Here is a 12,129-nt window from a genome sequence, read left to right on the forward strand (position 1 = left end):
CTGCCTCTGCCATGAGCCGAGCATGGGCTCGGCTCCATACCAAAGCGGTCGAGCAGGCCTGACTCCACATACGTCCGGGATCGATCAACGCACCTCGAACTCGCCCACAAGCACGGTCTCCGCGCGGTCCTTCAGCCGCATCGTCACCATCTGATCCTTCTGCTTGGCCGTGCCCCAATGGGTGGTCAGGCGCAGCATCAGGGTCGTAGCACCGGTCACCAGCTGCTGGCGGCTGCCGAAATAGTTTGCCTCCACCTTGTACTTGCCGGGCTTGGCGTTGCGCAGCGAGAACTGCTCGGGGCCGTAGCCGCCGGTGAAGTCCTGCGACATCTGCCCGCCCTGGTAGGTCAGCCGGTTGCCGTAGTACGCGCGCTCGCCGTTCGGGTCGGTCACCCACAGGTCCATGTCGCTGTTGTCGGCGTCCCACGACAGCACCACGCGCAGGTCCAGCGGCATCGGCTGCAGCAGGCGCGGGTCGATGCCGGTGGTATCCAGCCGGGGCGTGCTGCCGGCCACCAGGTTGGTCAGCTCATCCAGTGCAATCAGGGCGATGCCATCGAAGCGGCTGTCCCACGGCCGCACCACCACCTGGTACAGCGGCGCCAGCGCCTGCTGTGGCTTGCCTGCCGCTGCCAGCGCCAGGCCCAGGTCGCGGAAGCTCTGCGGTTCTTCCTGGCCCATCGCCAGCACCTGCTCGAATACCGGCACCGCCAGTGCGGGCGCGTCGGCCTGCATCAGCCGGTAACCGAGCACGCGCAGCAGGTGGCGGTTGTCCAGATCCATCTCTGCCAGATTCGACAACACGCGCAGTGCCAGCTCGCGCTGGCCCTGCTCCAGCAGCAGGTCGGCAACATCGAGGAAGAACGCGCTGCTGTCGGCATGGGCATCGCGCTCGGCCAGATAGCGGCCATAGAGCTGCGACGGCGGCCCCTGGCGCAGGCGCCGGGCGATGGCCGAGTCCGGCTGCCAGGCCGCCAGCTGGATGCCGAGCTGGCCGTCGTTGGCGGCCAGCTCGGCATCGACCGTGCCGCCGGTGACCACAATCGCATCCAGTGCGTTCTCCGACGCGGGCGCCGGACGACGCGCGCGTGCGCTGCTGGCCTGCATGCGCTGTTCTGCCGCTGCGGCCATCGGTGCAGGCGCGGGCGGTGCCGCGGGCGCAGGGGCTGCCAGCATCGCCACGGGGGCGGATTCGGCTGCAGAGTCTGCGGATGCAACCTCCAGCACCATTTCCTTGGCCTGCGGCGGCGCATCCTTCGGCCAGCTACGGCTCCACCACTGCTGGCGCTCCTTCCAGCGGGCGGCCACTTCATCCAGGCGCTGGCGATCAGCAGCGGCGCGATCCCTTACCTGCACTGCAAACCTGGCGTCGTACTCGGCGCGCAGCCTGCCGGACGGACGGATCGCATAGCGCAGGTAGTCCTCCAGCGTCTCCAGCACGATCAGCGAGGTATCCGGCCCCACCACGCCAAACTGCTGGGACAGGCGCTGCATCGCCTCGCGGTTGCCACGGCGGTCGGCGGCCAGCTGCTGCAGGCGCGCCTGCGCCCACAGGCCGGACAGCAGCTCTCCGTCGTCGCTCTTCTGCGTGGCGGGCAGCGCCTGCCATTCGCCGCCACCCACGCGCACCCGCATCGGCACACCGTCGGCCGCCAGTCGTGCATGCAGCCACAGCCAGCCCTGGGCTTCACTGCGACGATCGATCACCACGTCCTGCACGCCGCGCCCCGCATCGACCTGCACATCCAGCGGCGACGACAGCAGCGCGCGCGCCGCCGAATCGACATCCTTGCCCAGCGCAACGAAGCGGCCGCCATGCGCCTCACTCCAACCACGCAGCCGCACGACATCAGTGCGCGCACCGGCACTGCTGACCGCAAACAGGCGCTGATCCGGCGCCATCGCCGGCAGCTGTTCCGGCCCATAGGTCAGCAGGCCATCGCTGACCAGCAGGTATTCCTTCACGCCCGGCTGCGGCTGCCACTGTGCCAGCGCGCTGGCACCGTCCGGGCGCACGGCCTGCAGGGCTGCGCGCAGTTCACTCCAGTTGCCGGCGCGGATGCGGAACCGGCGTACCGGCTCGGCGCGGTCGCGCAGCACGGTCAACGCCACGGTGCCGTCACCCAGCGCTGCGAAGTAACGGTCCAGCAGTGCGAACTCGCGCGTGCGATCGCGCTGGCCCGCCGAACCGGAGCCGTCCCACAGCAGGCCGATCTCCCTGGGCAACGTGCGCGGCGTGCTGCTGGCCGCCACCGGCAGCTGCGCCAGCAGGTAATGGCCGTCCTGCCAGGGCGCCACCTGCACCTGTGCCTGGCGGGCTGCCGGCAGGCTCCACTGCAGTTGCTTCGGCAGCTGCGCGCCCTTGCCTTGCCACTGCAGCTGGCCCGCGCTGATGCGGAACGGCGCCGTACCCGCAGCGGTCGCGTCGGGGGCCTGCAGTTTCAGTTCAACCGTGGCTGCAGCGGCGGCAAACTGCAGTGGCAGCGTCCACTGCCAGCCTTGGCCGGCGAAGGCCAACGGCTCGCGAATCACCAGCTGCACGCGCCGGCTACCGCCGGCCGGCAGCGGGTAGATGCGCAACCGGAACTGGTTGCCGGCGGTCTGTTCCAGCAGGCCCGGGTCGACGCCGCGGCGGGCGATCTCCTCGAACACCTGGCGGCCGCGGTCCTTGGGCACAGGCACCGCGTCACGCATCTCGCCGTTGATATCCAGCGCGAAGCCGGTGATCTGCTGGCCATCAGCCAGCGGGAACTGCAGCTCACCCTCCAGCACGCGCCGGTTGGGGTTGTGGAATTCCAGGGTGATCCGGGTCTGGGCGATGCCGGCCTGGACCTCGCCTTCGATGCGGGCGTGTCGTAATTGAACCGGCTGCTCAGCCGCCGGCGCGATCAGCAGCGGCGTGGCGGCCTGCGGCCGGGAGATCGTCGGCGACTGTGCGCCAACGGGCCAGGCCACAAGGGCCAGCAACAACACAGTGCAGCAACGGGCGAAGACCATGACCGGACTCCAGTGGGATCGTGGACCTTTGAACGCACCAGCAGCCGTAACGGGGTTGGGAAACCCAAAAAGGGGACGGAGGGGATTAAGTCGCAACTGGCAAACGAGGCAAAAGCGGCTTAATCCCCTCCGTCCCCTTTTTCTATGCGCTCAGGCAGTGCTCCACGATCAGCTGGATGGCGCTGCCGCCGCGATAGTCGTCGCAGGCGAGACGATAGGCCAGGTGGACGTGACGTGATGGCGCGTTGCCGTGCCAGCCGCCGAAGTGGATCGCGTTGATCGTGCCGGGCACGCCCGGCAGGCGCAGTTCCAGCTTCAGGTGACGCTCCTTCAGCACGCGCCAGTTGGCCACTTCGAAGTGGCCATCGAACAGTGGCTCGGGGAAACCCTGGCCCCACGGCCCGGCCAGGCGCAACGCATCGGCGTGGCGATGGTCCAGCTCGTCCGCGGCCAGTTCGCCGTCGCTGAGCACCTGCTGCTGCAGTGCCGCCGGATCGAGCATTTCCAGCACCACCGCGACGAAGGCGGCCTTGAAGTCATCGACGTGGTCACGCCGAAGGCTGAGCCCGGCCGCCATGGCGTGGCCACCGAAACGTTCGACCAGGCCCGGATGGCGCGCATCGACCAGCGCCAGGGCGTCACGGATGTGCAGGCCGGGAATGGAGCGCGCCGAGCCTCGCAGGGTGTCGGCGCCGGGTTCGGCCGGAGCGAAGGCGATCACCGGGCGATGCAGGCGATCCTTCATCTTCGACGCGACCAGGCCGACCACGCCCGGATGCCAGTCAGCATCGAACAGGCAGGCCGCCACCGGTCGCTGACCGGCCATGTCCAGCACCACCCGGGTCAACGCCTGCTCGGCGTCATCGGTCATCGACTGCTGCACGGCGCGCCGTTCCGAATTGATCTGCTCCAGCGTCTGCGCGATCTCGCGTGCCTGGCGCGGGTCTTCGGTCAGCAGCAGCGCGATGCCCAGCGCCATGTCTTCCAGCCGGCCCGCGGCATTCAGGCGCGGGCCGAGCGCGAAGCCGATGTCGGTGGCTGTGAGGCGCGCGGCATCACGGCCGCTGGCTTCGATCAGCGCACGCAGGCCGACACAGCCCTGCCCCGCGCGCAGGCGGCGCAGGCCCGCGCTGACCAGTGCGCGGTTGTTCGGATCCAGCGCCACCAGGTCGGCGACGGTGCCGACCGCCACCAGGTCCAGCAGCGTGGTCAGGTCCGGCCCCTTCCCATCGGCGAAGACGCCGGCCTCGCGCATCTGCCGGCGCAGCGCCATCAGCACGTAGAAGATCACGCCGACGCCGGCCAGCGACTTGCTGGGGAAGGCATCACCGTCGAGATTGGGATCGACGATGACATCGGCCGGCGGCAGCTGCGGCCCCGGCAGATGGTGGTCGGTGACCAGCACCTTCCAGCCGCGCGCCTTGGCCGCGGTGACACCGGCATGGCAGGCAATACCGTGGTCGACCGTGACCAGCAGGTCTGGCTGCAGCGTGGCCAGCTCTTCCACCAGCGACGGTGACAGGCCATAGCCATGCACCATGCGGTTCGGCACCGCGTGGAAGACGTGTTGCGCGCCGAGCATGCGCAGGCCACGCACGCCGACCGCACAGGCGGTGGCGCCATCGCAATCGAAATCGCCGACCACCAGGATGCGCTTGTCGTTGGCGATGGCCTCGATCAGCAGACCCACCGCATCATCGATGCCGGTCAGCAGCTCAGGCGCGTGCAGATTGCCCAGCTTCGGCTGCGCCAACTCCGGTGTAGCTGCGCCACGGCTGGCATAGAGCCGCGCCAGCAACGGCAGCGTGCCGTCCGGCCAATTGCCGGCTATTACCGCATCGCGGCGGCGGATCGTTGGCGTATCAGAGGCGGGCTGCGCAGCATCGGCGGCAAGGGACATCGGCATCGCCGGTTACGAAAGACCCGCACATCATAACGTGCACCGCTCCCCCGGTCGGCTGCCGCTGCTGACGAGGCACCTTGGCTCTCCGGCCAGCAGCATTTGGATTTCACGACCGCATCTTCCACGCTTGCCTGCCCTGGAACGGACTTCCATCCATGACCCGCACCCTGCTGACCGCGCTGATGGCACTCACCGTGGCCCCGGCCGCCCACTCCGCCACGCCTGAGCCCAGGCCCGGGGTCGAATTCGAACACAACGACTGGTCGCTGGCCTGTGACAACACCCGCACCTGTCGCGCCGCCGGCTACAGTCCGGAACAACCCGGCAATCTGCTCAGCCTGATGCTGGAACGCGCGGGCGGCCCGGGTACGAAGGTGCTCGCGCGGCTGCGCAATGGCGAGGATGGCGAAAGCGCGACGCCGGCCGGGGCGCTGCGCCTGCGCCTGAACGGCAAGGACCTGGGCCCGGTGCGCGACACGGGCGACGGGGACAAAGTGTTGTTGCAGCAGGCACAGACCGATGCACTGGTCGCCGCACTGCCGCGCCAGGCACGCATCGAGATCATCGACGGCAAGGGCAAGGCGTGGCCGATCTCCGACAGCGGTGCAGCGGCCGTACTGCTGAAGATGGACGAGGCACAGGGCCGGCTGGGCACGCCCGGGGCGCTGGTGCGGCGTGGCGACAAGCCCGAAGCGAACGTGCCTGCGCCCTTGCCGGTGCCGGTGATCATGCGCGGCACGCTGGTGGCACCGCGCGCCTCGGACGCGGCGCTGGCGAAGGCACCGGGCCTGCGCAAGGCGCTGATTGCCAGTCTGCCGAAGCCGGATGAGTGCGGTCGCCTGAGCGATGGCGAGGAAGATGAGATCGAGATCCAGCGGCTGGACGCCCAGCATGTGCTGGCAAGCACCCGCTGCTTCGTGGGTGCCTACAACATGAGCAACGCCTACTGGGTGGTGCGAGACAAATCGCCGTACCAGGCGACCTTTGTCACCAACCTGGCCGAAGATTTTGACCGCGATGACGCTACGCTGCGAGGCCGCTCCCGAGGCCGCGGTGTCGGCGATTGCATCTCCGCCAATGACTGGGTGTGGGACGGGGAGCGCTTCGTGAAGAGCAGCGATTTCACGACGGGCCAGTGTCGCAATATGCTCGGCGGGCACTGGACACTGCCGACGGTGGTCAGCGAGGTCCGTTGAGGCGCCGCTACCTGCGGTAGTGCCGGCCGCTGGTCGGCAACCCCGACAAACCCTGGGGGTCAGAGCCGTTTTCCGATGGAAAACGGATCCGACCCCGATCGGTCGACCCCGATCAATCGTGAAGCTGGCGCGGCTTCTTCCAGAACTGCCAGCGCTGGCCGCGGTCCAGCTGGAACTGCAGGCCGTCCTCGAAATCCAGCACCAGCCGCTGCAGCTCACCACGCTTCAGCGCAGCCAGCAGCGGACGGATCGCATCGTTGCCGAGCTGCTGCAGGGAACGCAGCTGGCGCAGATCGACCAGTGCATCCACCGCCTGCTCGCCATCCACGGCTACGCCAGCCGCCAGGGCCAGGCCCTGCAACAGCGCGTCGCGGCTGCGCACCTGCGCGTGTGGGGTGCTGACCGACACCGGCATCACGCCGCCGCCCCAGAACCACAGCGAATTGATCGGCTGCTGTCCCTGAGCGGCGCGCTGCTGGTTCCAGGAATGGTTGTGCAGCAGTACCTGCGCTTCGGTCATCAGCGCCCGCCAGCGACGGCCGCCCTCGCCCTCCGGCAGATGCGAGAACAGGTCATCGCCCAGCACCTCGTCCGGACTATTGAAGTCCGGCAGCACCAGGTCGATTGGAAGCCGCAGGTACCAGCGCGACGGGTCCGGTGCGTCAAGCACGAACCCGGCATCGGCAAACAAGGGCTGCAGCACCGGCAGCAGGGCCAGGCTGTCGGCCAGCGTCGGCCGCAGTGTTTCGCCGTAGGCCATCATCCGCGCGCCATGCATGTCCGGCACCATGCAGGCCGGATCGGCACGCAGCCAGCTGGCGCCGGCGGCATCGCCGACGTCGCGCTGGCGGGTCAGCGCGGCCACCGGCCAGTGCGGCGCGGCAACCGAGAAATGGCGTGCCAGCTGCGCGCGTTCGCCTGGCGCGACCTGCACCGTGGTGGCACGGCCGAGCGCACGTGCCACATCGTCCGGCAGCGCAGCCGCGGCAAAGCGGCTGCGTGCAGGCAACAGCAGGGTCGCCGTCGCCACGTGGTCAGTCCACGTAGCTGACGCTGACGATCTCGTACTCGCGCTGGCCGGCCGGGGCGTCGATCACGATCGAATCGCCTTCCAGCTTGCCGATCATCGCGCGCGCCACCGGCGAGGAAATCGCGATCAGGCCCTGCTTGATGTCCGCCTCCAGGTCACCGACGATCTGGTACTTCTTCTCTTCGTCGGTTTCCACGTCGGCCAGGGTCACGCTGGCGCCGAACACCACCTTGGAGCCGGCATTGAGCTTGCTCACGTCGATGATCTCGGCATGCGACAGCTCGCCTTCCAGCTGCTTGATGCGGCCCTCGATGAAGCCCTGTTCCTCGCGCGCGGCGTGGTACTCGGCGTTCTCCTTCAGGTCGCCATGCTCGCGCGCTTCGGCGATCGCGGCGATCACCTTCGGGCGCTTGACCGACTTCAGGTGATCCAGTTCGTCGCGCAGCTTCTGCGCGCCCTTCATGGTGATGGGGGCTCTCATGCATTCAACTCCTTGTGCAGCTCCTGCAGCGACCAGACGGGGCCGGTGCCGCGGAATTCCAGTGAATCCACCAGCGCCTTGGCGCCGGCAATGGTGGTCGAGTAGGTGACGCGATGCTGCAGCGCCTCGCGACGGATCGAGAACGAGTCGTTGATCGCTGAGCGACCTTCGGTCGTGTTGACGATGTAGACGATCTCGCCGTTCTTGATCGAATCGACGATGTGCGGACGGCCTTCCACCACCTTGTTGATGATCTCGCAGTCCATGCCGTGCTGCTGCAGCCACGCGGCGGTGCCACGGGTGGCAACCAGGCTGTAGCCACGCGCCAGCAGCGCCTTGGCCACCGGCAGCACGCGCTTCTTGTCCGGGTCGCGCACCGACACGAAGGCCTTGCCGACCGGCGGCGCCTTGATGCCGCCGGCTTCCTGCGCACGCGCGAAGGCGGCGTTGAAGGTGCGGCCCACGCCCATCACCTCACCGGTGGAGCGCATCTCCGGCCCGAGGATCGGATCGACGCCCTGGAACTTGGCGAACGGGAAGATCGCTTCCTTCACCGAGTAGTAGTCCGGCACGATTTCCTTGGTCGCACCCTGCTCGGCCAAGGTCTTGCCGGCCATGCAGCGGGCGGCGATCTTGGCCAGCGCCATGCCGGTGGCCTTGGACACGAACGGCACGGTGCGCGAGGCACGCGGGTTCACTTCCAGCAGGTAGACGGTGTCGGCACCTTCGTCGCTGGTCTGGATCGCGAACTGGGTGTTCATCAGGCCCACCACGTTCAGGGCCTTGGCCAGCTCCACCACCTGGCGGCGCAGTTCGGCCTGGGTTTCAGCCGACAGCGAGTACGGCGGCAGCGAGCACGAGGAATCGCCCGAGTGCACGCCGGCTTCTTCGATGTGCTCCATCACGCCACCGATCAGGACGTTGCCGTCCTTGTCGGCGATGATGTCGACGTCGCACTCGACGGCGTTGTCGAGGAAGCGGTCCAGCAGCACCGGCGAATCGTTGGACACCTTCACCGCGTCGCGCACGTAGCGGGCCAGGTCGGCTTCACCGTAGACGATTTCCATCGCACGGCCGCCCAGCACGTAGCTCGGGCGCACCACCAGCGGGTAGCCGATCTCGCGGGCCAGCAGCAGGGCTTCCTGGTCGTTGCGGGCGATGCGGTTCGGCGGCTGCTTCAGGCCCAGCGTGTCGACCAGCTGCTGGAAGCGCTCGCGGTCTTCGGCCAGATCGATCGAGTCCGGGCTGGTGCCGATCACCGGCACGCCGTTGGCTTCCAGCGCGCGCGCCAGCTTCAGCGGGGTCTGGCCGCCGTACTGCACGATCACGCCCTTCGGCTGTTCCAGTTCGACGATTTCCAGCACGTCTTCCAGGGTCAGCGGTTCGAAGTACAGGCGGTCGGAGGTGTCATAGTCGGTCGACACGGTCTCCGGGTTGCAGTTGACCATGATGGTTTCATAGCCATCCTCGCGCAGCGCCAGCGCCGCGTGCACGCAGCAGTAGTCGAACTCGATGCCCTGGCCGATGCGGTTCGGGCCACCACCCAGGATCATGATCTTGTCGCGGTTGCTCGGCGCGGCCTCGCACTCGTCCTCATAGGTCGAGTACAGGTAGGCGGTACCGGTGGAGAATTCACCGGCACAGGAGTCCACGCGCTTGTAGACCGGACGCACCTTGTGCGCACGGCGCAGCGCGCGGATGGCGGCTTCGTTGGTGCCGGTCAGCTGCGCCAGGCGCGCGTCGGAGAAGCCTGCGCGCTTCAGCCTGCGCAGGCGTGCGGCGTCCAGCGCGTCGATGCCACCGGCAGCAACCTCAGCTTCGGCAGCGATGATTTCCTCGATCTGGTCCAGGAACCAGTGATCGATGAACGACAGCGCGTAGATCTCTTCCACGCTCATGCCGGCGCGGAACGCATCGGCGACGAAGAACAAGCGCTCCGGGCCCGGCGCCTTCAGCTCGCGGCGCAGGGTCTGCAGGTCGTCTTCGCTGCCCAGGTCCAGGCCGGTCGGGTCGAAGCCGACCTTGCCGGTCTCCAGGCCACGCAGGGCCTTCTGCACCGACTCCTGGAAGGTGCGGCCCATCGCCATCACCTCGCCCACCGACTTCATCTGGGTGGTCAGGCGCGCATCGGCCGCCGGGAACTTCTCGAAGGCGAAGCGCGGGATCTTGGTGACGACGTAGTCGATGGACGGCTCGAACGAGGCCGGGGTCAGGCCGCCGGTGATTTCGTTCTTCAGTTCGTCCAGGGTGTAGCCGACGGCCAGCTTGGCGGCGACCTTGGCGATCGGGAAGCCGGTGGCCTTGGAAGCCAGCGCCGAGGAACGCGACACGCGCGGGTTCATCTCGATGACGACCACGCGGCCGGTCTTCGGGTTGATGCCGAACTGCACGTTCGAGCCACCGGTATCGACGCCGATCTTGCGCAGCACGGCGATGGAGGCATCGCGCAGGCGCTGGTATTCCTTGTCGGTCAGGGTCTGTGCCGGCGCCACGGTGATCGAGTCACCGGTGTGCACGCCCATCGGGTCCAGGTTCTCGATCGAGCAGACGATGATGCAGTTGTCCGCGGTATCGCGGACCACTTCCATCTCGAATTCCTTCCAGCCCAGCACCGACTCTTCCACCAGCACTTCGGTGGTCGGCGACAGCTCCAGGCCGCGGCTGACGATCTCGACCAGCTCTTCGCGGTTGTAGGCGATGCCACCACCGCTGCCGCCCAGGGTGAAGCTGGGGCGGATGATGGTCGGATAGCCGACGCGGGTCTGGATTTCAAGCGCTTCGTCCAGGGTGTGGGCGACGGCGGCGGTCGGGCACTCCAGGCCGATCTCACCCATGGCCACGCGGAACAGCTCGCGGTCTTCGGCCATGCGGATCGCTTCGCGCTTGGCGCCGATCAGTTCGACGTTGTACTTCTCCAGCACGCCGTTGTCGGCCAGGTCCAGCGCGCAGTTCAGCGCGGTCTGGCCACCCATGGTCGGCAGCAGCGCATCGGGCTTTTCCTTGGCGATGATCTTCTCGACCGTCTGCCAGTTGATCGGCTCGATGTAGACGGCGTCGGCCATTTCCGGGTCGGTCATGATCGTGGCCGGGTTGCTGTTGACCAGCACCACGCGGTAGCCCTCGTCGCGCAGGGCCTTGCAGGCCTGGGCGCCGGAGTAGTCGAACTCGCAGGCCTGGCCGATGACGATCGGGCCAGCACCGATGATGAGGATGGTCTTGAGGTCAGTGCGCTTGGGCATTTTCTTCTCTAAGTCAGTACAGCGTGACAAGGGGGAGTGATCGCACGCTGTCGATCAGGAATCTTGATCCGCAGCGCCGCGCCAGTGGCAGCAGCGATGCGGGGTTTACGGTCCATCGCGACGCCACCGGGGCCGGCGGCGTACTGATCACGCCTTGGCCTGCTCCATCAGCGCCACGAAACGGTCGAACAACGGACCGACGTCGTGCGGGCCCGGGGATGCTTCCGGGTGGCCCTGGAACGAGAACGCCGGCACGTCGGTGCGGGCGACGCCCTGGTTGGTGCCGTCGAACAGCGAACGGTGGGTCACGCGCAGGGTCGGCGGCAGGGTTGCTTCATCGATCGCGAAACCGTGGTTCTGCGAGGTGATCATCACCCGCCCGCTGTCCAGGTCCTGCACCGGGTGGTTGGCACCGTGGTGGCCGTGGCCCATCTTCATGGTCTGCGCGCCCGAGGCCAGGCCCAGCAGCTGGTGGCCCAGGCAGATGCCGAAGGTCGGGATCTTCACGTCGATGAAGGTCTTGATCGCGTCGATGGCGTAGTCGCACGGTTCCGGGTCACCCGGGCCGTTGGACAGGAACACGCCGTCCGGCTTCAGTGCCAGTACTTCGGCGGCCGGGGTCTGCGCCGGCACCACGGTCACTTCGCAGCCGCGCTCGGCCAGCATGCGCAGGATGTTGGTCTTCACGCCGAAGTCGTAGGCCACGACCTTGAACCGGGCCGGCACGCTGACGAAGGCATTGGCATCCAGGTCCAACTGGCCCTCGGTCCAGGTGTAGGTCTTCTCGGTAGTGACGACCTTGGCCAGATCCATGCCCTTCAGCCCCGGGAACTTGCGGGCGGCTTCCAGTGCCTTTTCCACGTCGATGTCGCCGGCCATAAGCGCACCGTTCTGCGCGCCCTTCTCGCGCAGGATGCGGGTCAGCTTGCGGGTGTCGATGCCGGCGATGGCGACCACGCCACGCTGGATCAGCCAGTCCTGCAGCGACACCTGGCTGCGCCAGTTGCTGGGACGGCGCGGAACGTCGCGCACGATCAGGCCGGCCGACCACACCTTGGACGCTTCATCGTCCTGGTCGGTCATGCCGGTGTTGCCGATATGCGGATAGGTCAGCGTGACCATCTGCCGGGCGTAGGACGGGTCGGTCAACACTTCCTGATAGCCGGTCATGGCGGTGTTGAACACCACTTCACCGACGGACAGGCCGGGCGCGCCTACGGATTCGCCCTCGAATACGGTGCCGTCTTCGAGGACGAGGATTGCGGCTTGGGTCACGGGAATCT

General features: G+C 67.7%; 7 protein-coding genes. 1 reads left to right on the top strand and 6 read right to left on the bottom strand.

The window, feature by feature from the left end; all coding sequences use genetic code 11:
* Positions 1–84 precede the first annotated feature (84 nt).
* Together AC5P66_RS14035 and recJ are read right to left on the bottom strand one after the other, a co-directional pair.
* Complete coding sequence (locus AC5P66_RS14035; RefSeq protein ID WP_495216433.1) at positions 85–2,997, bottom strand: DUF2135 domain-containing protein; 2,913 nt, start codon at positions 2,995–2,997, stop codon at positions 85–87.
* Positions 2,998–3,139: 142 nt separating this feature from the next.
* Positions 3,140–4,897 carry a single-stranded-DNA-specific exonuclease RecJ gene (gene recJ, locus AC5P66_RS14040; RefSeq protein WP_495216434.1) on the bottom strand — a complete coding sequence of 586 codons (1,758 nt, stop codon included), beginning with the start codon at positions 4,895–4,897 and terminating at the stop codon, positions 3,140–3,142.
* 158 nt (positions 4,898–5,055) lie between these two features.
* Between recJ and AC5P66_RS14045 the strand changes: the two genes are divergently transcribed.
* Complete coding sequence (locus tag AC5P66_RS14045; RefSeq protein ID WP_495216435.1) at positions 5,056–6,096, top strand: DUF1176 domain-containing protein; 1,041 nt, start codon at positions 5,056–5,058, stop codon at positions 6,094–6,096.
* Between the two features lie 112 nt (positions 6,097–6,208).
* Here AC5P66_RS14045 and AC5P66_RS14050 read toward each other — a convergent pair whose 3' ends face one another.
* The 4 genes from AC5P66_RS14050 to carA all read right to left on the bottom strand — a co-directional run bounded on the left by AC5P66_RS14050 (position 6,209) and on the right by carA (position 12,121).
* Positions 6,209–7,126 (bottom strand): phosphoglycerate mutase, encoded by a 918-nt coding sequence (locus tag AC5P66_RS14050; protein WP_099495855.1) that lies wholly within the window; start codon positions 7,124–7,126, stop codon positions 6,209–6,211.
* 4 nt (positions 7,127–7,130) lie between these two features.
* Positions 7,131–7,595 carry a transcription elongation factor GreA gene (gene greA, locus AC5P66_RS14055; protein WP_181453298.1) on the bottom strand — a complete coding sequence of 155 codons (465 nt, stop codon included), beginning with the start codon at positions 7,593–7,595 and terminating at the stop codon, positions 7,131–7,133.
* A gap of 8 nt (positions 7,596–7,603) precedes the next feature.
* Positions 7,604–10,846: a carbamoyl-phosphate synthase large subunit gene (gene carB / locus AC5P66_RS14060; RefSeq protein ID WP_495216437.1), complete on the bottom strand. Its 3,243-nt coding sequence runs from the start codon at positions 10,844–10,846 to the stop codon at positions 7,604–7,606.
* Between the two features lie 147 nt (positions 10,847–10,993).
* Positions 10,994–12,121 carry a glutamine-hydrolyzing carbamoyl-phosphate synthase small subunit gene (gene carA, locus AC5P66_RS14065; RefSeq protein WP_049441159.1) on the bottom strand — a complete coding sequence of 376 codons (1,128 nt, stop codon included), beginning with the start codon at positions 12,119–12,121 and terminating at the stop codon, positions 10,994–10,996.
* Positions 12,122–12,129 lie beyond the last annotated feature (8 nt).

The sequence above is a fragment of the Stenotrophomonas sp. YJH_SMC_122 genome, assembly GCF_059369535.1.

Bases quoted from the DNA above. Each gene is read 5' to 3' on its own strand.
- AC5P66_RS14035 (WP_495216433.1), bottom strand. From the start codon at position 2,997: ATGGTCTTCGCCCGTTGCTGCACTGTGTTGTTGCTGGCCCTTGTGGCC.
- recJ (WP_495216434.1), bottom strand. From the start codon at position 4,897: ATGTCCCTTGCCGCCGATGCTGCGCAGCCCGCCTCTGATACGCCAACG.
- AC5P66_RS14045 (WP_495216435.1), top strand. From the start codon at position 5,056: ATGACCCGCACCCTGCTGACCGCGCTGATGGCACTCACCGTGGCCCCG.
- carB (WP_495216437.1), bottom strand. From the start codon at position 10,846: ATGCCCAAGCGCACTGACCTCAAGACCATCCTCATCATCGGTGCTGGC.